Genomic DNA, 18,685 nt, shown 5'->3' with positions numbered 1-18,685 from the left:
TTGAGATCAGGAGAGGATGCGTATGAGCAGAGTGGCAATCGTGACCGGCGGCACGCGCGGCATCGGGGAGGCGATCAGCCTCGCCCTGCGGGACATGGGCTACAAGGTGGCGGCCAACTATGCCGGCAACGAAGAGCGGGCGAAGGCCTTCACCGACGCCACGGGAATCGCATCCTACAAATGGGACGTCGGCGATCATGAGGCCTGTCTCGAGGGTTGCGCACAGGTGGCCGAGGATCTCGGTCCCATCGACGTGCTGGTCAACAATGCCGGCATCACCCGCGACAATGTGATGCTCAAGATGAGCTTCGAGGAGTGGAACGAAGTCATCCGCATCAATCTGGGCGGCTGCTTCAACATGGCCAAGGCGGTCTTCCCCGGCATGCGCGAGCGCGGCTGGGGCCGGATCGTCAACATCGGCTCCATCAATGGCCAGGCCGGCCAATATGGCCAGGTGAACTATGCCGCGGCGAAGTCGGGCATCCACGGCTTCACCAAGGCGCTGGCGCAGGAAGGCGCGCGCGCCGGCGTGACCGTGAACGCGATCGCGCCCGGCTATATCGATACCGACATGGTGGCGGCCGTGCCGCAGGCGGTGCTGGAGAAGATCGTCGCGCGCATCCCGGTCGGCCGTCTCGGCCATGCCGAGGAGATCGCGCGGGGCGTCGCGTTCCTGTGCAGCGAGGATGCGGGCTTCGTCACCGGATCGACCATGTCGATCAATGGCGGCCAGCACATGTATTGAGAGGCGCGGAGGCGACGATGGATGAGGCGCCGCCGGTCTTCGCAGGCCCGGTCAAGCGCAGCATGACCATCGCCGGCCATACCACGTCGATCAGCCTGGAGCCGCTCTTCTGGCATGCACTGGAAGAGCGCGCCCGGGCGGAAGCCCTGCCGCTGAGCGCGCTCGTCGCACGGATCGATGCCGAGCGCATCGCGCGGACCGAGCCCCCCAATCTGGCGAGCGCGATCCGTTGCTGGCTGCTCGCGCAGGCGTTCAGGCGAGCAGATTGCCCGCCAGTTCCTTGAGGTCCGCTTCCGGCCGGGCGCCGTAATGCGAGATGACCTCGGCCGCGGCGAGGGCGCCGAGCGCGAGGCAGTCCGCCGGCGCCTTCCCGCGCACATGGCCGGCGAGGAAACCGGCGGCGAAGAGATCCCCCGCGCCGGTGGTGTCGATCACGCGCTCGACGGGTGACGCCGCGACCTGATGGCGCACGCCGTCGCGGATCGCGATCGCGCCCTTCTCGCTGCGCGTGACCACCAGCGTGGGCAGCTTGTCCGCAAAGCGCGCGACCGCCGCCTCGAAATCCTCTGTCTGCGCGAGCGAGCGGATCTCCGTCTCGTTGGCGAAGAGAATGTCGATCATCCCCTCATCGATGAGGGCAAGGAAGTCGTCACGATGGCGCTCGATCACGAAGGCGTCCGACAGGGTGAAGGCGACTTCCCGCCCCGCCTCGCGGGCCGCGGCAATCGCGCTGCGCATCGCGGCGCGCGGCTGCTCGGGGTCCCAGAGATAGCCCTCGAGATAGAGGATCCGCGCGGAGCGGATCATGTCGAGGTCCAGGGCCGCGGCGGGCAGGAACTGGGAAGCGCCAAGGAACGTGTTCATGGTGCGCTGCGCGTCCGGCGTCACCAGGATGAGGCAGCGCGCCGTGGGCGGGCCATCCTTGGCCATGGCCGTCTCGAACCGGATGCCGAGCGTGCGGATGTCATGCGCGAAGATCGTGCCGAGCTGGTCCTCGAACACCTGGCCGATGAAGCCGCACTTGGCGCCAAGCGCTGCCAGGCCGGCCAGCGTGTTTGCTGCCGAACCGCCCGAAATCTCCCGTCCCGCGCCCATGTCGCTGTAGAGGCTGTCGGCGGTTTCCGCGTCGATGAGCTGCATGCCACCCTTGGTGAGCGCATGTTCGGCAATGAAGGCGTCATCGGCGGCGGCAATCACGTCGACGATGGCATTGCCGATCGCGACGACATCGAGAATGGGTTCGGACAAACGGGAATCCCTTCCTGGCAGGGGAGCTGGAGCGCGGGGACGCGCGCCTCTCCTTATCGGCGGGGCGGAGCGGGATCAACCGGGGGATGGGGCTCCGTGGTGCGCCGCCGTCAGTCGGCGTCGACGCCCACCGCGTCCGCGACGGACGCGAAGCCGTCCCGCCAGAGACGCGCAGCGAGCCCGCGGCCGATGCGTGCGGGAAGCCAGGGCCCCTCATAGAGCAGCGCCGAGTAGAGCTGGACGAGGCTCGCCCCGGCGCGGATGCGGGCATAGGCCTGATCAGCGTCGCCGATGCCGCCCGCGCCGACCAGCGGCAGGCGATCGCCCAGCCGCCGGCGGAAATCGCGCAGCCGCTCAAGCGCGAGGTCGTGCAGCGGCGCCCCGGAGAGGCCGCCTGCCTCGTCGGCATGACGGGAGCGCAGCGGCGGCCGGCTGATGGTCGTGTTGCTGATAATGAGCCCGTCGATCCGGTGGTGAAGGCTCAGTTCGGCAATGTCGTCGATATCCGCCGGCTCGAGATCGGGCGCGACCTTGAGGAGGATGGGGGGCCCATCGCCGGCGCGCGCGGCCATCACGCGGCCAAGCAGCGCGTCCAGCGCGCCGCGATCCTGCAGCGCGCGCAGGCCCGGCGTGTTCGGCGAGGAGATGTTGACCGTCAGATAGGCGGCATGAGGCGCCATGGCGCGCACGCCGGCTTCATAGTCGGCGATGCGGTCCGCCGAATCCTTGTTGGCGCCGATATTGACGCCAAGCACGAAGCCGGCGGGCACCCGGTGCCCTGCGAGGCGCGCGCAGGCGGCGGCCTGACCGCCATTGTTGAAGCCCATGCGATTGATGACGGCGCGGTCCGCTTCCAGCCGGAACAGGCGGGGGCGCGGATTGCCTGGCTGCGGCAGCGGCGTGAGCGTGCCCAGCTCCGCGAAGCCGAAGCCCAGCCGATCCATGCGATGCGCGATCTCGCCATCCTTGTCGAAGCCGGCGGCGAGGCCCACGGGACTCGCGAAATCGAGACCGAACAGCTGCTGGCGCAGGATCGGATCGGGCGGCGGCGCGGCCGGCAGCGGCAACCTGAGCGCGGCGATCGCGAGGCGATGCGCCTTTTCCGCTTCGAAGGAGAAAAGCAGGGGGCGGAGCAGTCGATACATCGCGCGGCTATGCCAGTGGCCGCCGCTGCCGTCAAAGGCGCGGGGAGGCTGTGGCGCCCGCCCATGCGGGTTCTTTTTCGCCGGTCGTCGCACCGAGCGTGCGCATGACGATTCCGTCCAATCCTGCGTTCGCGAATCAGGTTAAGCAAATGTTGCGACCCGAAGGGCTCTCAGTCGTCCGGCTTAGAGACCTTGCACTTCGGCGGTTCGGCCGGCTTTTGCCGGCTGAACCGCTTTTTTCGTTTTCTTGACCTCGGATTCATGCGAAAGTCGCATTTCCTGATTGGGGGAATGCGTAAGCCATACTCTTGCCGCCTTTCCGGAGTTCCGAACCTGCCGCGCTGAGGGTTCGACCGTCATCTTTCTCTAGGAGTGGTCAGGGTCGCGCATGCGTCACAGATTCTCCGTCGCGGATGCGGCCAATATGGTCGCGCTCAGCTACTTCGTTCCTCCGGCCGATCTGGCGAGCCATTTCGGTGCCATGTACCTGTTCACAGCGGACCAGCCGCGCGTGACAGACCATACGCGGGCGGACTTCGCGCAGATTCGCTTCATGCTCGCCGGAGCCGGCAATTATCTGTTCAGTGATGGCCGCACGGTGGAGACGCCGGAATGCTGCCTGCTGGGGCCGACCAGCATGGCAACGCATTTCGATGTGATGGGGCCCATGCAGGTGGTCGGCGTCACGGTCCTGCCGCTCGGCTGGGCGGCCCTGCGCGCCGGCGATGCGGACGGGGCGGCCGATGATGCCTCCGATCTCACAGTGCGATTCGGTCCGGTCTGGCGCGACATGCTGCTGGTCCTGCGGTCCATCGAGGATCCGAACAAGGCGGCGGAGGCCTTCTGGACCTTCATTCGCGGCCAGCTCCATCCGGTTTCAAGCGGTGAGCGACGCTTCATCGAGGAGACCGATCGCTGGCTCGCCGCGGAGCAGTCCCCCCGGGTGGACGCCCTGCAGGATGCCACGGGCCTCTCCGCGCGGCAGATCGCGCGCTGGTGCAACCGGCTTTACGGCGCGCCGCCCAAATATCTGGCGCGCAAATATCGCGCGTTGCGCTGCGCTCAGGCGTTGGCGCGCGAAGAGCTGGACTGGAGCGAAGTGGGCGGCGATGTGTTTTACGACCAGTCCCATTTCATCCGCGAGATCAAGCATTTCACTGGCCTGACGCCGACCGAGCTGCGGGAGCGCGCCAGCATCGTCATCCGCCTCTCGATGAACCGCGCGGATATCAAGGGCGAGATCGCCCGGTTGAGCCGCATCAGCTAGGGTGGACCCGCTGCGGGCAGGACCGGCGCGCGCCGCTTGCCGGCTCTCGGCGCCTCGGCGATAAGTCGCCATGGCGCGTGAAACTCCTCCCTTTTCGATCCAACCGCTCAGTGCGGGGGACTTGCCCGCCGCGCTCGCGATCCAGTCCGCATCCTATCCCGCTTTCCTGATCGAGGCGGAAGCGCCCTTCCTCAGCCGTATCATGCTTTCGGGTTCATATTGCCTCGCTGCCCTGCGCGAAGGCCCGCGGGAACAGGCGATGCTGGGCTATCTCCTTGCCCATGGCTGGCGTCGCGAGTCGCCACCGCCAGTGGGCGCTGTTCTTGCCGATGGCGGGCCGCGCGAGGTGCTGTTCGTTCACGATCTTGCAGTGTCGTCATTGGGGCGCGGCCTCGGCGTGGGCCGAAGCCTCGTCATGCGGGCATTCGAACTGGCCGCGCGGGACGGCATCCGCAGCGCGGAACTGATCGCGGTCGAAGGAGCGGCGGATTACTGGCGCGCGCTTGGCTTCGTCGAAGGCGTGGTTTCGCCTGACCTCGCGGCCAAGGTTGCGACCTATGGCGATCCTGCTCGCTGGATGACGCGGGCGATCCCCGGATAATTCGCTGCGGAACGAAACGGCAACCGATCGCCGGGCGCCGGCAAATCAGATCGCTGACGTGGCCGGTAGGAGCAAATAGCGGGGCAAGCCCTTCCGCGCCTCGCTTCGCCGTGTCCCTGCGGTCACGCCGGGGCGAACGCGAGGCGGGGCGCGCAATTTCGGGTTGATTTAGCACCGCGACAGTCCCATGTGCCAATCAGAGTGAATTAGTCCGATTTGAGAAACGTTCGCAAATGCGCCTGTCCAGCCTCGCCGATTATGCCGTGTTGATGATGCGCGCGGCCGCCACCCATTGCGGTGGCGCGCGGGCCAATGCCGCGAGCTTGGCGCAGGAGGCGGGCATTCCCGTGCCAACGGGGCAGAAGCTTGCGAGCCTGCTCGGCCGCGCCGGGCTGATCCGTGCAACGCGGGGCAGCGGCGGCGGCATCAAGCTCGCCCGGCCGGCAGCCGCGATCACGCTCGCGGACATCATAGAGGCGGTGGACGGCCCGATCGCGCTCACCGCCTGCCTGGATGCCGAGGGCTCGGACTGCTGCGCGCTGGATCGCCCCTGTGCGATTCGCCCGCATTGGCAAGGCGTCAACACGCTGGTGCGCGGCGCGCTCGCTCAGGTGACTCTGGCTCAGCTGATCGCGATCCCCGCGCAGCAGCCGATTGCCGACAATCCCGCGATGGAGACGGTTCAATGAGTGCGCAGGTCAAGAATGCCGAGGCTCTGGCCGCCGCCCGCAAGGTGAGCGACTATGAGTGGGGCTTCGTCTCCGACATCGAACAGGACTTCGCGCCCAAGGGGCTCTCGGAAGATACGGTCCGGTTCATCTCGGATAAGAAGAATGAACCGGAATGGATGCTCGACTGGCGGCTCAAGGCCTATCGTCACTGGCTGACCATGGTCCCGCCGGACTGGGCCAAGCTGAACGTGCCGCCGATCGACTATCAGGACGCCTATTATTATGCCGCGCCCCGCAAGAAGGCGGAGCTGGCGAGCCTGGATGAGCTCGATCCCGAGATTCGGCGTACCTACGAGAAGCTCGGCATCCCCCTCGAGGAGCAGAAAGTGCTCGCCAATGTGGCGGGCTCGCGCAGGGTCGCGGTCGATGCGGTGTTCGACAGCGTCTCCGTCGCCACAACCTTCCGCAAGGAGCTGGAAGAGGCGGGCGTGATCTTCCGCTCGATCAGCGAGGCAATCCGCGAATTTCCCGATCTGGTTCGCAAATGGCTCGGTAAAGTCGTGCCCATGCAGGACAATTACTTCGCCGCTCTGAACTGCGCCGTCTTTTCGGACGGGACGTTCGTCTACATTCCCGAAGGCGTGCGTTGCCCGATGGAGCTCTCCACCTATTTCCGCATCAATGCGGAGAATACCGGCCAGTTCGAGCGCACGCTGATCGTGGCGGACAAGGGCAGCTACGTCTCCTATCTGGAAGGCTGTACCGCCCCCCAGCGCGACGAGAACCAGCTCCATGCCGCCGTGGTCGAGCTGGTCGCGCTGGACGATGCCGAGATCAAGTACAGCACCGTGCAGAATTGGTATCCGGGCGATGCGGACGGGCGCGGCGGCATCTACAATTTCGTCACCAAGCGCGCGCTCTGCCAGGGCCGCAACAGCAAGGTGAGCTGGACGCAGGTGGAAACCGGCAGCGCCATCACCTGGAAATATCCCAGCTGCGTGCTGAACGGCGAGAACAGCGTCGGCGAATTCTATTCCGTCGCCGTGACCAACAACCGCCAGCAGGCGGACACCGGCACGAAAATGATCCATAACGGTAAAAACACGCGCTCGACGATCGTGTCCAAGGGGATCAGCGCCGGCCGCTCCAACGGCACCTATCGCGGGCTCGTTCGCATGGCCGCCAATGCCGATGGCGCGCGCAACTTCACCCAGTGCGATTCGCTGCTGCTGGGCGACCGGTGCGGCGCCCACACCGTGCCCTATATCGAGGTGAAGAACCCCAGCGCCGTCGTCGAGCATGAAGCGACGACCAGCAAGATCAGCGACGACCAGCTTTTCTACGCCATGCAGCGCGGGCTCGATCAGGAAGCGGCGGTGAGCCTCATCGTCAACGGCTTCGCCAAGGAAGTGCTCCAGCAGCTGCCGATGGAGTTCGCGGTGGAAGCGCAGAAGCTTCTGGGGATCAGCCTCGAAGGATCGGTGGGGTGATTTCCTGCGGTTTCTCCCAACGTCATGCCGGACTGGATCCGGCATCCCGCTTGTTCTGGCGTGACAGCATAGGCAGCTGGACCCCGGATCAAGTCCGGGGTGACGCAGGATGTTTCAATCGAGAAGAGGGTCTCACGCCAGCGAAGGCGTACCCGGGCAAAGACGTTTGAAGGACTGAAAATTGAGCGACGAAGACGATATCCAGGATGCCCTCGCCGATTTCGCGGAGGATGTCGGCAATGGCCAGTCATGGACGGCCGCGATCCGCATCCTGACCGAGGATTATGAGCTGGAGGAGGGCGAGCTTCAGCCGCGCGCCGTCAAGGACTTCGGCGATCTCGATGCCTATCAGGCCGAGTGCCGGGACGCGCTGGCCAAGGGTGACGCGGCTTTCACCGAGCGGCTTCGCACGGACAAGGCCTTTCATAAGGCGAAGGCGCCCAACCTCGCCCGGATGGGGCCGGTGAGCGAATTTGTCGTGAGCCTGCTGGAGAAGGGCGCGCCGGAGCCGGACGCCGACTGGTGGCCCTATATGCCGATCAAGCGACATATCGACACGCTGTTCCCCGCCCCCGGCGACGTGCGCGACATGGCCTTCTGGACCGCGCGCACGCTCATCCGCGCGCATGAGAAGGAAGGGGCGGCCTGATGCTCCGGATCGACGATCTCCACACCGAAATCGACGGCAAGCCGATCCTCAAGGGCCTGTCGCTCGCCATCAATGCCGGGGAGATCCATGCCATCATGGGTCCCAACGGGGCTGGCAAGTCCACGCTCGCCTACACGCTCGGCGGCCGCCCCGGCTATGAGGCGACGCAAGGCGCAGTGCATTTCGAGGGCGCGGACCTGCTGGAGATGGCGCCGCATGAGCGCGCCGCTGCGGGGATGTTCCTCGGCTTTCAGTATCCGGTCGAAATTCCCGGCGTTTCCAATGTCCAGTTCCTGCGCGAGGCGCTGAACAGCCAGCGCACGGCACGGGGCGAGGCACCGCTCTCCGCCGCCGACTTCCTGCGGCTGGCGCGCGAGAAGGCAGCGCTGCTGGGCATGGACATGGAGATGCTCAAGCGGCCCGTGAATGTCGGCTTTTCCGGCGGCGAGAAGAAGCGCGCGGAAATGGTGCAGATGGGCATTCTCGATCCGAAGCTCGCGATCCTCGACGAGACGGACAGCGGCCTCGACATCGATGCCCTCAAGACCGTCGGCGCGGGCATCAACGCGATCATGCGCGCACCGGGCAAGGCCGTGCTGCTCATCACCCATTATCAGCGGCTGCTCGATTATGTGAAGCCGGACTTCGTGCATGTCCTCGCTGCCGGCCGGATCGTGAAATCCGGCGGGCCGGAACTGGCGCTGGCCCTGGAGAAGGAAGGCTATGCGGAGGTGATCGCAGCGTGAGCCGGGCACTCGTCTTCCTTGTCAGCCTGGCCCTGCCCTGGGCGGCAACGGCCCAGCCGGCCGCTACCGCCGAGCCGCAGACCGGGGAGGACATCCTCGTGCTGGGGCGCAGGCTCAACAGCATCACGGTCGCTATCACGCGGGATGCGAAGGGACGCGATCATTGCGTGCTGAGCGATACGACCGGCTTTCCGGACGTCGATGCGGCGGTGTGCAAGGTGACGAGAACATGCGTGCGCAAGGGCGCGACCAATCAGGCCGCGTTGGCCGACTGCGTGGCGGCGGAACGGCCCAAGCTGCTGAAGCGCTATCAGGCCGCCGTTCGCAAGCAGAAGCGGAAAGGCATCGCATGACCGCCCTGTCCCTCCCCACCCGCCGCGACGAAGCCTGGCGCTACAGCGACATCGATGCGGCCGCGCGGGCCTGGCCGGGCGCCGCGCCGGAGCGGATCGTCGTCGGCGCGGGCGAAACGCGCACGCTCGCGCTGCTGCAGGACGCCGCCGATGGCGAGAGCGTGATCCGCGATCATGTCGTCGAGATCGGCGCGGGCGGCACGCTGGCCGTGCACTTGCTGAACAGCGGCGGCGCGCTGGGCCGCGTCACATTCGACGTGACGCTCGCCCGCCATGCCCATTTCGAACTCAAGGCCGCGCTCATCGGCGGCGGCACGCAGACCATCGAGCTGGTGACGACGCTCAACCATGCCGAGCCGGAGGCGACCAGCGCGCAGACCGTGCGCGCCATCGCGGCCGGCCGGGCGACGACCAATTATCTCGGGCAGATCCGCGTCGCGCGTGACGCGCAGAAGACGGATGCGGCGCAAAGCTTCAAGGCGATGCTGCTGGATCGTGGCGCCAGCGCCCATGCCCGGCCGGAACTCGAGATCTTCGCCGACGATGTGAAATGCGCGCATGGCGCGAGCATCGGCCAGCTCGATGAGGCCGCGCTGTTCTACATGGCGTCGCGCGGGCTCGATCCAGCGGGAGCGAAAGCACTGCTGTTGGAAGCGTTCATCGCGGGTTTGTTCGACGACATCGCGGACGAGGCCGAGCAGGCGCGCTTCGCGGCCGTGGCGCGGGCTCGGCTGGAGGCGCTGACATGAGCGGCGCGAGCGCGAATCTCCTGTCCGGAAATGTCCAGCAAATGGCTGGGGCACCGGGGCGCGGTTTCTCCGGCGCGACTCTCCAGACGAGAGCCGGCGCCGCCCTGCGGACCGATTTCCCTGGCCTCGTCACCGCGGACGGGGCTCCCTGGCATTATCTGGACACGGCCGCGACGGCGCAGAAGCCGCAGGCCGTGATCGACGCGACCGTGCGCGCGATGGGCACGGACTATGCGACGGTGCATCGCGGTGTCTATGCGCGCTCGGCCGACATGACGCTCGCGTTCGAGGCGGCGCGCCGCCGCGTGGCGCAGTTCATCAACGCGCCTTCGGAGAACGAGATCGTCTTCGTGCGCGGCGCGACCGAGGGGATCAACCTCGTCGCGCAGAGCTGGGGCGGCGCCAATCTCAAGGCGGGCGATCGCATCCTGCTTTCGACGCTGGAGCATCACAGCAACATCGTGCCCTGGCAGCTCATTGCCGAGCGGACCGGCGCGCAGATCGATGTCGTGCCGCTCACCCAGGATGGCCGGATCGATCTCGACGCCATGGCAGCGATGATCCGGGCCGAGCACAGGATCGTCGCGCTGGCCCATGTGTCCAATGTGCTGGGCAGCGTGCTGGACGTACGCCGCGCGGCAGACCTCGCTCATGGCGCCGGCGCGCTGCTGCTGATCGATGGCTGCCAGGCCGCGCCGCGTCTGGCCATCGACGTGCAGGCGCTGGGCTGCGATTTCTATCTCTTCTCCGGCCACAAGCTTTATGGCCCGACCGGCATCGGCGTGCTCTGGGCGCGTGGCGAAATCCTGGCCGCCATGCCGCCTTATCATGGCGGCGGTGCGATGATCGACAAGGTGACGTTCGCCGGCACGACCTACGCGCCGCCCCCGGCGCGGTTCGAGGCAGGCACGCCCGCGATCATCGAGACGATCGGGCTGGCGGCCGCGATCGATTATGTCGAGGCGATTGGGCTCGACGTCATTGCCGCGCATGAGGATGCGCTGGTGGCGCGCACGCGCGCGGCACTGCGTGAGATCAACGCGATCCGCCTGCTCGGGCCGGATGACGCGGCGGGGATCGTCTCCTTCGTGATGGAAGGGGTTCATCCGCACGACATCGGCACCATATTGGACGAGAGCGGCGTGGCCATTCGCGCGGGCCATCATTGCGCGCAGCCGCTCATGGCGCATCTGGGCGTCGAGGCGACAGCGCGCGCCAGTTTCGGACTCTACAGCGACGAAAGCGACATCGAGGCGCTGCTCAAAGGCCTCGACCGCGTAAGGGCGATATTCGGATGAATGAGGAAAGCAGGATCAGGATCGAGGAAGTGGACGCGGGCGAGACGCCGCCGCGGGCCCGGGTGAGCGACGCGGACGGCGGCGCGCAGGAACCGGCAGCGGGCGGCGCCCGTCAGCGGGACTATCTCGAGGGCTTCCTCCAGCAGAAACCGGTGGAGACTCCGGCGAGCGAACCAGGCGGCGCGACATATGACGCCGTGATCGAGGCGCTCAAGGAAATCTACGATCCCGAGATACCCGTGAATATCTACGATCTGGGCCTTATCTATGGCGTGGAGGTCAGCGAGGGCAGCCATGTCGCGGTTACCATGACGCTGACGACGCCGCATTGCCCGGTGGCCGAATCCATGCCGGGCGAAGTCGAGCTGCGCGTCGGCTCGGTGCCCGGTGTGGGCACGGTGGACGTCAATCTGGTGTGGGACCCGCCATGGGACCCGCAGAAGATGAGCGACGAGGCGAAGCTGGAACTGGGCATGCTGTGAGCAGGGCGGGCTCGTGCCGCAGGGCAGGGCCGCCGACGGAGTGACGAGACGATGAACGCAACCACGACCACCACCCGCGCGCGCCCGGCCGCCGTCATGCTGACGCCTGCCGCGCAGCAGCGCGTTGCCGATCTCATGGCGAAAGCACCGGAAGGCGCGATCGGCGTCAAGCTCTCGACCCCGCGCCGGGGCTGCTCGGGCCTCGCTTATTCGGTCGATTATGTGGCGCAGGCCGGCCAGTTCGACGAGCGCATCGAGACGCCGGGCGGGGTCTTCTTCATCGATGCCGCCTCGGTGCTCTACCTGATCGGCTCGACCATGGACTGGGTGGAGGGCGATTTCACCGCCGGCTTCGTGTTCAACAATCCGAACGCGAAGGGAAGCTGCGGCTGCGGCGAGAGCTTCACGGTCTGAGCGGTTTTGGGAAAGGCGCGTCACTCGCGCCGGAATGGCAGGCTGTCGGCAGGAGCGTGGTCCTGACGTTCCGGCCGCGACTTGCCCGTGAGGCTGGCCTCTTCCACCCCCGACACATTCAAAGTGCGGCGATCTGCTCGCGAATGCGTTCGAGCTGGCGGGTCTCGCGCGCGATCTCCTCGCAGGGAATCTCCACCGCGCCGTTCTTGATGTCCCGGCAGATCAGCCGGTCTTCCTCCGCATCCTGGGCACCATCAATGGCGATCAGCCGGAACTGGGCGGCGCGCTGCAGGCTGCCATCGATGTCCGTGATGAGATCGAGCGCCTGCGTGTCGAGCCGGTCGCGCATGGCGACCAGGGCGCGCAATTCGGCCAGCAGCTTCTGCATGTTCGGACGGATGCGCCCGCCTATCGCGCGGACATCGCCGAAGGACTGGCGCATCTCCGTGAGCTTGGCGGCGGTGGTTTGCTCGAGGCGCCCCCAGGCCAGCACGAAATCGCCGATCGCTCCGGTGACCGCGGCCCCCGCAGCGCTCGGCGCCGGGCAGGGGGAGGCATCGGGGAAGAATTCGAGCTGATCGGAAGATGCCGGTCCGCCGGCCGGCGTGGGATGACCGACCGGCGTTCCGTCGTCGACCGGTGTGGGAAAGCCAGTCGAAGCAGAAGTTCGATTTGAATCGGTCACTTGAACAGTCCGGAAAACATGAGGGCATGATGGCTCAATGGTGGGAACACCAAGCCGTTCAAACCCGCATCAAGTCCTAAGACCAGCGTCCCGATTCTCGTTCTCTGCCCTCTGACGGGGCAGTGACGACAGTATATGACGCAATCGTGACGGTAATGCATGCGAAAACTGATCCAAAAAGGGACATTCCGCAAGATAGGTGCAAAAAACCGGATGAGACGCGCTCTGTGGATCAGAAATCCACAGCGATTCCCTTGATCTCCCAGTCGCCATAACGGGTTGGCTCGGGCCGTTCTTCATCGGGACGCGGCTGCGACTCTGATTCGGCCGGCTGGGGACAGGGCGGACTCTTGGAGAGATAGGCCGGTGGCTTCACGTGATCGGGGCGTCGTCCCATGATGATTTCCCTCGCTTGAGCGCTGTGCGTCGAAACGGCCGATATCGGGTGACTTGTTCTTGAGAAAAGAGCGCTGAAGCTTTTTATGACGCCATATCTGACGAAGAGCCAGCAGCGTGTCCGCACGCCCGCCCGAGTCGCGCCCGGCCTACTCCGTCACCAGAAGGCGCGGCGGTTCAGTTCGTGGCCGAAGGCGAGGAGCAGCACGCCCACCAGCGTATAGACGATCTCGCCCGCAAAGCCATGGGGCAGGCTGAGCGCACCTGCCATCACGCCGAGGCCGAGCGCGCCGACTGCCACGGGCAGCAGCATGCCATGTTCGCGAGCGCCTTTGCCGAGCGCGATGGCGCCGAGCACCATGGCCATGGCCAGGCCGGCTTCATGGATGATCGGGGCCTCAAGCAGGCCGGCGACGGACGAGAGAAGGCCAAAGGCCACCGCGGTCGCAATGCAATGAATCGCGCAAAGGCCGGAAAGGCCAATGGCCCAGCCGTCGAGACGGGGGAAGCGAGAGGCTGCGAAGCTCGTCATGGAAGAATGGTCCCTACTCCCGCCAAGGCTAAGATACAACATAACATTTCGTATACTTGTGGGGCGCGCCCGTTGTCCCGCGAGCCGGTGGGAAGCGATCCCTGGCTGAGCGTGGCGGAAGGGGCGGGCTCCGGCTTGCTTCCCCGCGCGCATCGGCGCATGGGAAAACCGCCATGGCTGAGTTCGCACAGATGACCCCCTCCCGCGCCAGCATCGCCCCGGGCGGGCCGGCGCGTCCCGCGCTGCTCGCGCGCTGGCTGTTCGTGATCGCGGGGCTGATCCTCTTCATGGTCGCCGTCGGGGGCGTGACCCGCCTGACCGAGTCAGGCCTTTCGATCACCGAGTGGAAACCGGTGACCGGCGCCATTCCCCCGCTGACCGAGGCGGACTGGCAGGCCGAGTTCGCGGCCTACAAGCAAAGCTCGCAATATGCGCTGATGAATCAGGGCATGACGCTCGCCGCTTTCAAGCAGATTTACTTCTGGGAATATTTTCACCGGCTGCTCGGCCGCCTGATCGGCCTCGCTTATGCGGTGCCGCTGGTCTGGTTCGCCGTGCGCAGGGCGGTGCCGCGCGGCTATGGCCCGCGGCTCGTTGTGCTGCTCCTGCTCGGCGGCGCGCAGGGCGCTGTCGGCTGGTTCATGGTGCGCAGCGGCCTGACCGACCGGGTCAATGTCGAGCCTGCCATGCTGGCGGCCCATCTCGGCATGGCGCTCATCCTGCTCGCGGCCGTGGTGTGGACCGCCTGCGATTTCGCCCGGCTGGCCCGCACGCCGCATGGCGGCAGCGCGCAGCTGAAGCTGGCGGGCGCCATCCCGGCATTGCTGCTGTTTCTCCAGATCCTGCTGGGCGCGCTCACCGCCGGGCTGCGCGCGGGCTATGTCGCCAACACCTGGCCGCTGATGAACGATCATCTGGTGCCCGAGGGCATCACATGGTGGGGCTCCTTCTGGATGACGATCACGAGCGATCCCTTCCTCGTCCATTTCCTGCATCGCTGGTGGGCCTGGGTCGCGGCCGGCGCCATTATCTGGATGGCGGGCTGGCTGCATCGCACTGGCTCGAAAGGCCTGGCCTATGCGCTGCTCGCCATCACATTGGCGCAGATCATGCTCGGCATCGCCACCGTGGTCACGGGCGTCGCGATGGTGCTGGCGGTGGCGCACCAGCTTGTCGGCGCGCTGCTGCTGGGCGTGGCGGTCATGGGCGCGCATCGGCTGGGCACGCCGCGCGCGGCATGAGCGAGATCGCTCTGGTCTATGCCCTGTTCGGCGACCGCGAGTCGGCACAGTCGGCCGCCCGCGCAATGATCGGGCAGCGGCTGGCCGCGTGCGCCAATCTGCTGGCACCCTGCACGTCCATCTATCCCTGGGAGGGGAAAGTCGCAGAGGCGGACGAGATCCCGGTGCTCTTCAAGACTGCGCCCGGGCGCCTCGAGGCGCTCATGGCAGCGCTGGGGGATCTGCACGATTATGACTTGCCCGCGATCCTGAGCTGGCCGGCCGTCACCACCCCCGCTTATGCCGACTGGGTGACGCGCGAAACCAGCCCGGAAGTTTGACGGTATCATGATACCCGTCAGCAGGACGGCGGTTTTGCTTGACTTCTTCAGCCCTCGCGGCCATTAGCTCTGCCGTTGGCGGTGCCCTGCGTGGTGCCGCCTTGCTGTTTTTCCGGTTCATCCATCTGGAGGCAAGAGGCCATGAAGGCGCTCATGAAGACGACGAAGTCGGCCACGCCGGCGACCGTCGAGAAGAAGTGGCTGCTGATCGACGCGGACGGTCTCGTCGTCGGCCGCGTTGCCACGATCATCGCCAATCACCTGCGCGGCAAGCACAAGCCGAGCTTCACCCCGCATGTCGATTGCGGTGACAATGTCATCGTCATCAATGCGGACAAGGTGCGGTTCACCGGCAACAAGCTGACCGACAAGCGCTATTACAAGCACACCGGCTATGCCGGCGGCATCAAGGAAACCTCGCCGCAGAAAGTGCTCGAGGGTCGCTTCCCCGAGCGCGTTCTGGAGAAAGCCGTGGAGCGCATGATCCCGCGCGGTCCGCTCGGCCGCCAGCAGATGCGCAACCTGCGCGTCTTCGCGGGCAGCGAACATCCGCATGAAGCCCAGAACCCCGAAGTGCTCGATGTTGCGGCGATGAACCGCAAGAACAAGGTTGGTGCCTGATGTCTGATACCGTCAACTCGCTGTCCGATCTGCAGGACCTCACCCAGGGCAACGCCGACGCGCCGGCCGCGGAAGTGGTGGCACCCGTGAAGGTGTCGAACGCGCCGCTGCGCCAGCAGGAGCTGGACCAGTATGGCCGCGCTTATGCCACCGGTCGCCGCAAGGACGCCGTGGCCCGCGTGTGGGTGAAGCCCGGCACCGGCAAGATCACGGTCAACGGCCGCGATCAGGAAACCTATTTCGCGCGTCCGACGCTGCGTCTCGTCATCAACCAGCCTTTCACGGTCACGGACCGCACGGGTCAGTATGACGTGATCTGCACGGTCAAGGGCGGCGGCCTCTCCGGCCAGGCCGGCGCGGTGAAGCATGGCATCGCGCAGGCGCTCACCAAGTACGAGCCGACCCTGCGGTCCGCCGTGAAGGCCGAGGGCTTCCTGACCCGCGACAGCCGCACCGTGGAGCGCAAGAAGTACGGCCGTGCCAAGGCACGCCGCAGCTTCCAGTTCTCGAAGCGCTGACCGGCACGCCGGGGTTTCCATATCCCGTCAAGCAAGGGATGGGGCCGCCTTTCGGGGCGGCCCTTTTCTTTTTGGGGCGGTCCGCTTCAGCCCCCCTGCGTCTCCATTCCGCCGAGGCGCACCCGCTCGTCGATGCCGATCCGGTCGAGAAAGGCCGCATCGTGGCTGACAAGCATGAGTGCGCCGTCCCAGCGCCGCAGCGCATCCTCGAGGATCTCGATGCTCTCGACGTCGAGATGATTGGTCGGCTCGTCCAGAATGAGGAGCTGCGGGGGCGTCGGGCCGGCCATGACGATGGCAAGCGCGGCGCGGAGCCGCTCGCCGCCGCTCAGCACGCCCGCCGGCTTTCGCGCATCGCGATTGCGGAAGGCGAACCGGGCCAGCACGGCATGGGCTTCCCCCACGGTGAGGCCGGGGTGATGCGCGCGCAGATTGTCGAGAAGGTCGAGCTGCGGCGCCAGGAGCGCGGCATGCTGATCGAGCATCGCCATGGCAGGGGCGACGCGGTGGATACACCCCGAATCCGGTTGTAGCGCACCGGTGATCAGCGCCAGCAGGCTGCTCTTGCCGCTGCCGTTGCGCCCTTCCACGGCGATGCGGCACGGGCCGGTGATGGTGAGGGACAGCGGGCCGAACAGGCGCCGCCCCCCGCGCGAAAGGACCACGTCCTCCATGCGCAACAGCGTCCGGTTGCCCGGCAAGCCGCTGGATGGCAGGTCGATCTGCAAAGGCGTCAGCACGTCGACATGCTGCCGGGCGCTCTCCACAGCACGCCGGGCCTCGTCGATCCGCGCCTGCGCAGCGCGCCGCCCGCGTCCGCCGCTTTGCTCGGCCTGATCGGCCCGCTTGCCGAGCAGGATGCGGGGCAAGTCGCCACGGGCCTTCACCGCCCGGCCGGCCTTGTCACGGCGGGCTTGCCGCTCGGCCTGCTGCTGCGCCGCGCGCGCCTGCTGGTCCAGCGTCTGGCGGGCGCGCGTCAGATCGCTGTCCGCCTGTTCCTTCAGGGCGTTGCGCACGGCAATGAAATCGCTCCAGCCCCCGGTCACCGTGACGATGCCGGAGGGGGCGAGTTGCACGATGCGGTCCATCCCTTCGAGCAGGCCACGGTCATGGCTCGCCACCAGCGCGCCGCCCGGCCAGCGGGCAAGCAATGTCGCGACGGCCTGCCGCCCTTCCTCGTCGAGATTGTTCGTTGGCTCATCGAGCAACAGCAGATCGGGGCCGGGGAGGAGCATGGCGGCCAGTGCGAGGCGCGTGCGCTCGCCTCCGCTCAGCGAGGCGACGTCTCGGTGAGGCGGGAGTCCGGCAAGACCGGCGTCCGCCAGCGCACCGTCGAGGCGCTCGCGCAGCGTCCAGTCGGCTTCCGCGGCGTCTTCCGGCGAACCCTGGCCGGCCTCGAGCCGGTCCAGCCGCGCCAGTGCCGGCGCGATGCCCAGCGCCTGCGCCACGCTGCCTTGCCCCGGAAGCGTCTGCGCAAGCATGCCGATGCGACCGGCGCGATGCAGGCTCCCCGCCTGCGGCTGCGCTTCCCCCGCGATGATGGCGAGCAGCGTCGACTTGCCGGCGCCGTTGCGACCGACAAGGCCGACTCGCTCGCGCCCTATGGCGAGCGTCAGATCCTGGAAGAGCCGCGTTCCGTCAGGCCGGGCGGCGGCAATGCGATCGAGGGTGAGAAAAGCGGAAGCGGACATGGAGCACCTGCGGCAAGAGGACGAACGAATGACGGTCCAGTGCCTTGTCCATGATGATGCGCTCCTGAGCGGGGTGAAGTGACCATATAGGCGCAGGAACGCCGCGAATCAAAGGATCAGGTGGGGGAAGACCTGCGCAGCAGGCGCGCGATCAGGATCATCGCAGCGGGAAAGGTGAAGCCCCAGAGCGCGCCGACCCAGATCAGCCCGGGCCAGAACATCTGGAGCGCGAGGGCAGGGAGCAGAAGGCCGTTCGCGATCATCGCGTTTCTGGCTGGGCCATTGGCGCGACCGCCCGGCAGTGCGAAGGCACCGAACAGCGTGGCGAGACTCATCATGCTGTAGCCCAGCAGATCGACCGCGAAGAGGAAGCTGCGATAAGGCACGAACAGGAAGGGTTCGATCCCCGCGAGATCGCCGGCCGCTATTCGCGGCGCGACCCAGGTGAGCTGGACGAAATAGACGAGGCTGATGAGCGTCGCGTAAACGGTAGCGAAGGCCAGCGCCATCCGGCTCCAGACCCGCCGACCGGGCGGCGCCAGCTCGTGGAGGGCTGCCGCGAGGATGAGGAAGGCCGAGCCGAGCAGCAGCGACGGCGTGAGCAGCAGGGCGAGGCCAAGCGGCGTGCTGCTGCTGTTCGGCCCTCCCGCCGAGCCCAGCGCGCCGGTCCATTCAAGAATCTGGCCCACGGCATAAGCGATGGCCAGCGCCGCGCAGGCGATGGCCGAGATCATGGCGATTCGCGTTGCTGCGCCCGAAAGAGACGTCTCGTTCATCTGTTCCACTCCCGGCCTTGCCGCCAGATGGCACGGCATGCGGGCTC

24 protein-coding genes are annotated in these 18,685 nt (G+C 66.8%); 17 read left to right on the top strand and 7 right to left on the bottom strand.

The features are described 5' to 3' along the window. The first annotated feature begins 22 nt into the window (after positions 1 to 22). Positions 23 to 745, top strand: a complete 723-nt coding sequence (gene phbB / locus SLG_RS19190; protein ID WP_014078185.1) for an acetoacetyl-CoA reductase — start codon at positions 23 to 25, stop codon at positions 743 to 745. 17 nt (positions 746 to 762) lie between these two features. After that, a complete protein-coding gene (locus SLG_RS19185; RefSeq protein ID WP_014078184.1) occupies positions 763 to 1,029 on the top strand; it encodes a ribbon-helix-helix domain-containing protein in 267 nt (88 codons plus the stop codon). Here the strand turns inward: SLG_RS19185 and SLG_RS19180 are convergent. Together SLG_RS19180 and SLG_RS19175 are read right to left on the bottom strand one after the other, a co-directional pair. Next, complete coding sequence (locus tag SLG_RS19180; RefSeq protein ID WP_014078183.1) at positions 998 to 1,993, bottom strand: adenosine kinase; 996 nt, start codon at positions 1,991 to 1,993, stop codon at positions 998 to 1,000. The genes SLG_RS19185 and SLG_RS19180 overlap by 32 nt on opposite strands. Before the next feature lie 110 nt (positions 1,994 to 2,103). Further along, positions 2,104 to 3,138 (bottom strand): quinone-dependent dihydroorotate dehydrogenase, encoded by a 1,035-nt coding sequence (locus tag SLG_RS19175; RefSeq protein ID WP_014078182.1) that lies wholly within the window; start codon positions 3,136 to 3,138, stop codon positions 2,104 to 2,106. Between the two features lie 388 nt (positions 3,139 to 3,526). Between SLG_RS19175 and SLG_RS19170 the strand changes: the two genes are divergently transcribed. From SLG_RS19170 to SLG_RS19120, 11 genes are all read left to right on the top strand, one after another. Further along, complete coding sequence (locus tag SLG_RS19170) at positions 3,527 to 4,405, top strand: helix-turn-helix domain-containing protein (RefSeq protein WP_014078181.1); 879 nt, start codon at positions 3,527 to 3,529, stop codon at positions 4,403 to 4,405. 70 nt (positions 4,406 to 4,475) lie between these two features. Next, a complete protein-coding gene (locus SLG_RS19165) occupies positions 4,476 to 5,006 on the top strand; it encodes a GNAT family N-acetyltransferase (protein ID WP_014078180.1) in 531 nt (176 codons plus the stop codon). A 233-nt stretch (positions 5,007 to 5,239) separates the two neighbouring features. Then, entirely contained in the window at positions 5,240 to 5,695 is a 456-nt protein-coding gene (locus tag SLG_RS19160) for an RrF2 family transcriptional regulator (protein ID WP_014078179.1), read from the top strand. Further along, entirely contained in the window at positions 5,692 to 7,167 is a 1,476-nt protein-coding gene (sufB, locus tag SLG_RS19155) for a Fe-S cluster assembly protein SufB (protein WP_014078178.1), read from the top strand. The genes SLG_RS19160 and sufB overlap by 4 nt, the downstream gene beginning before the upstream one ends. A 181-nt stretch (positions 7,168 to 7,348) precedes the next feature. Next, a complete protein-coding gene (locus SLG_RS19150; RefSeq protein WP_014078177.1) occupies positions 7,349 to 7,816 on the top strand; it encodes a hypothetical protein in 468 nt (155 codons plus the stop codon). Further along, the gene (sufC, locus tag SLG_RS19145) at positions 7,816 to 8,562 is read left to right on the top strand and encodes a Fe-S cluster assembly ATPase SufC (protein WP_014078176.1); all 747 of its coding nucleotides are present in this window, start codon (positions 7,816 to 7,818) and stop codon (positions 8,560 to 8,562) included. Before SLG_RS19150 ends, sufC begins: the two co-directional genes overlap by 1 nt. After that, entirely contained in the window at positions 8,559 to 8,915 is a 357-nt protein-coding gene (locus SLG_RS19140) for a hypothetical protein (RefSeq protein WP_014078175.1), read from the top strand. Before sufC ends, SLG_RS19140 begins: the two co-directional genes overlap by 4 nt. Beyond that, positions 8,912 to 9,664, top strand: a complete 753-nt coding sequence (locus SLG_RS19135; RefSeq protein WP_014078174.1) for a SufD family Fe-S cluster assembly protein — start codon at positions 8,912 to 8,914, stop codon at positions 9,662 to 9,664. Before SLG_RS19140 ends, SLG_RS19135 begins: the two co-directional genes overlap by 4 nt. Before the next feature lie 41 nt (positions 9,665 to 9,705). Then, entirely contained in the window at positions 9,706 to 10,962 is a 1,257-nt protein-coding gene (locus SLG_RS19130; RefSeq protein ID WP_014078173.1) for a cysteine desulfurase, read from the top strand. Then, positions 10,959 to 11,444: an SUF system Fe-S cluster assembly protein gene (locus SLG_RS19125; RefSeq protein WP_014078172.1), complete on the top strand. Its 486-nt coding sequence runs from the start codon at positions 10,959 to 10,961 to the stop codon at positions 11,442 to 11,444. Before SLG_RS19130 ends, SLG_RS19125 begins: the two co-directional genes overlap by 4 nt. Positions 11,445 to 11,495: 51 nt before the next feature. Then, entirely contained in the window at positions 11,496 to 11,858 is a 363-nt protein-coding gene (locus tag SLG_RS19120) for a HesB/IscA family protein (RefSeq protein WP_014078171.1), read from the top strand. Positions 11,859 to 11,976: 118 nt separating this feature from the next. Here the strand turns inward: SLG_RS19120 and SLG_RS19115 are convergent, their stop codons facing one another. From SLG_RS19115 to SLG_RS19110, 3 genes are all read right to left on the bottom strand, one after another. Further along, a complete protein-coding gene (locus SLG_RS19115) occupies positions 11,977 to 12,543 on the bottom strand; it encodes a hypothetical protein (protein ID WP_014078170.1) in 567 nt (188 codons plus the stop codon). A gap of 232 nt (positions 12,544 to 12,775) precedes the next feature. Next, positions 12,776 to 12,940, bottom strand: a complete 165-nt coding sequence (locus tag SLG_RS21120) for a DUF1674 domain-containing protein (protein ID WP_083853442.1) — start codon at positions 12,938 to 12,940, stop codon at positions 12,776 to 12,778. Positions 12,941 to 13,096: 156 nt separating this feature from the next. Further along, a complete protein-coding gene (locus SLG_RS19110) occupies positions 13,097 to 13,471 on the bottom strand; it encodes a MerC domain-containing protein (protein ID WP_014078169.1) in 375 nt (124 codons plus the stop codon). 173 nt (positions 13,472 to 13,644) lie between these two features. On the opposite strand from SLG_RS19110, the gene SLG_RS19105 reads away from it, so the two are divergent. From SLG_RS19105 to rpsI, 4 genes are all read left to right on the top strand, one after another. After that, positions 13,645 to 14,712, top strand: a complete 1,068-nt coding sequence (locus SLG_RS19105; RefSeq protein WP_014078168.1) for a COX15/CtaA family protein — start codon at positions 13,645 to 13,647, stop codon at positions 14,710 to 14,712. Continuing rightward, a complete protein-coding gene (gene cutA / locus SLG_RS19100; protein ID WP_014078167.1) occupies positions 14,709 to 15,032 on the top strand; it encodes a divalent-cation tolerance protein CutA in 324 nt (107 codons plus the stop codon). Before SLG_RS19105 ends, cutA begins: the two co-directional genes overlap by 4 nt. Positions 15,033 to 15,173: 141 nt before the next feature. Continuing rightward, complete coding sequence (gene rplM / locus SLG_RS19095) at positions 15,174 to 15,653, top strand: 50S ribosomal protein L13 (protein WP_014078166.1); 480 nt, start codon at positions 15,174 to 15,176, stop codon at positions 15,651 to 15,653. Then, the gene (rpsI, locus tag SLG_RS19090) at positions 15,653 to 16,171 is read left to right on the top strand and encodes a 30S ribosomal protein S9 (RefSeq protein WP_014078165.1); all 519 of its coding nucleotides are present in this window, start codon (positions 15,653 to 15,655) and stop codon (positions 16,169 to 16,171) included. Before rplM ends, rpsI begins: the two co-directional genes overlap by 1 nt. 86 nt (positions 16,172 to 16,257) lie before the next feature. Here rpsI and SLG_RS19085 read toward each other — a convergent pair whose 3' ends face one another. Together SLG_RS19085 and SLG_RS19080 are read right to left on the bottom strand one after the other, a co-directional pair. Further along, a complete protein-coding gene (locus SLG_RS19085) occupies positions 16,258 to 17,862 on the bottom strand; it encodes an ABC-F family ATP-binding cassette domain-containing protein (RefSeq protein ID WP_014078164.1) in 1,605 nt (534 codons plus the stop codon). Between the two features lie 116 nt (positions 17,863 to 17,978). Further along, entirely contained in the window at positions 17,979 to 18,638 is a 660-nt protein-coding gene (locus SLG_RS19080; protein ID WP_148276653.1) for a hypothetical protein, read from the bottom strand. Positions 18,639 to 18,685 lie beyond the last annotated feature (47 nt).

Source organism: Sphingobium sp. SYK-6, assembly GCF_000283515.1.
GTDB lineage: Bacteria > Pseudomonadota > Alphaproteobacteria > Sphingomonadales > Sphingomonadaceae > Sphingobium > Sphingobium lignivorans.
Note: the sequence above shows the minus strand (reverse complement) of the source record. Positions and strands in the feature narration are given on the sequence as shown.

What these genes read in the sequence shown, in the direction of transcription:
- SLG_RS19135 (WP_014078174.1), top strand. Translation starts at nt 8,912, where the DNA reads ATGACCGCCCTGTCCCTCCCCACCCGCCGCGACGAAGCCTGGCGCTAC.
- SLG_RS19170 (WP_014078181.1), top strand. Translation starts at nt 3,527, where the DNA reads ATGCGTCACAGATTCTCCGTCGCGGATGCGGCCAATATGGTCGCGCTC.
- sufC (WP_014078176.1), top strand. Translation starts at nt 7,816, where the DNA reads ATGCTCCGGATCGACGATCTCCACACCGAAATCGACGGCAAGCCGATC.
- SLG_RS19085 (WP_014078164.1), bottom strand. Translation starts at nt 17,862, where the DNA reads ATGTCCGCTTCCGCTTTTCTCACCCTCGATCGCATTGCCGCCGCCCGG.
- SLG_RS19160 (WP_014078179.1), top strand. Translation starts at nt 5,240, where the DNA reads ATGCGCCTGTCCAGCCTCGCCGATTATGCCGTGTTGATGATGCGCGCG.
- rpsI (WP_014078165.1), top strand. Translation starts at nt 15,653, where the DNA reads ATGTCTGATACCGTCAACTCGCTGTCCGATCTGCAGGACCTCACCCAG.
- SLG_RS19130 (WP_014078173.1), top strand. Translation starts at nt 9,706, where the DNA reads ATGGCTGGGGCACCGGGGCGCGGTTTCTCCGGCGCGACTCTCCAGACG.
- SLG_RS19185 (WP_014078184.1), top strand. Translation starts at nt 763, where the DNA reads ATGGATGAGGCGCCGCCGGTCTTCGCAGGCCCGGTCAAGCGCAGCATG.
- SLG_RS21120 (WP_083853442.1), bottom strand. Translation starts at nt 12,940, where the DNA reads ATGGGACGACGCCCCGATCACGTGAAGCCACCGGCCTATCTCTCCAAG.
- SLG_RS19105 (WP_014078168.1), top strand. Translation starts at nt 13,645, where the DNA reads ATGGCTGAGTTCGCACAGATGACCCCCTCCCGCGCCAGCATCGCCCCG.
- SLG_RS19175 (WP_014078182.1), bottom strand. Translation starts at nt 3,138, where the DNA reads ATGTATCGACTGCTCCGCCCCCTGCTTTTCTCCTTCGAAGCGGAAAAG.
- cutA (WP_014078167.1), top strand. Translation starts at nt 14,709, where the DNA reads ATGAGCGAGATCGCTCTGGTCTATGCCCTGTTCGGCGACCGCGAGTCG.
- phbB (WP_014078185.1), top strand. Translation starts at nt 23, where the DNA reads ATGAGCAGAGTGGCAATCGTGACCGGCGGCACGCGCGGCATCGGGGAG.
- SLG_RS19120 (WP_014078171.1), top strand. Translation starts at nt 11,496, where the DNA reads ATGAACGCAACCACGACCACCACCCGCGCGCGCCCGGCCGCCGTCATG.
- sufB (WP_014078178.1), top strand. Translation starts at nt 5,692, where the DNA reads ATGAGTGCGCAGGTCAAGAATGCCGAGGCTCTGGCCGCCGCCCGCAAG.
- SLG_RS19080 (WP_148276653.1), bottom strand. Translation starts at nt 18,638, where the DNA reads ATGAACGAGACGTCTCTTTCGGGCGCAGCAACGCGAATCGCCATGATC.
- SLG_RS19165 (WP_014078180.1), top strand. Translation starts at nt 4,476, where the DNA reads ATGGCGCGTGAAACTCCTCCCTTTTCGATCCAACCGCTCAGTGCGGGG.
- SLG_RS19125 (WP_014078172.1), top strand. Translation starts at nt 10,959, where the DNA reads ATGAATGAGGAAAGCAGGATCAGGATCGAGGAAGTGGACGCGGGCGAG.
- SLG_RS19110 (WP_014078169.1), bottom strand. Translation starts at nt 13,471, where the DNA reads ATGACGAGCTTCGCAGCCTCTCGCTTCCCCCGTCTCGACGGCTGGGCC.
- rplM (WP_014078166.1), top strand. Translation starts at nt 15,174, where the DNA reads ATGAAGGCGCTCATGAAGACGACGAAGTCGGCCACGCCGGCGACCGTC.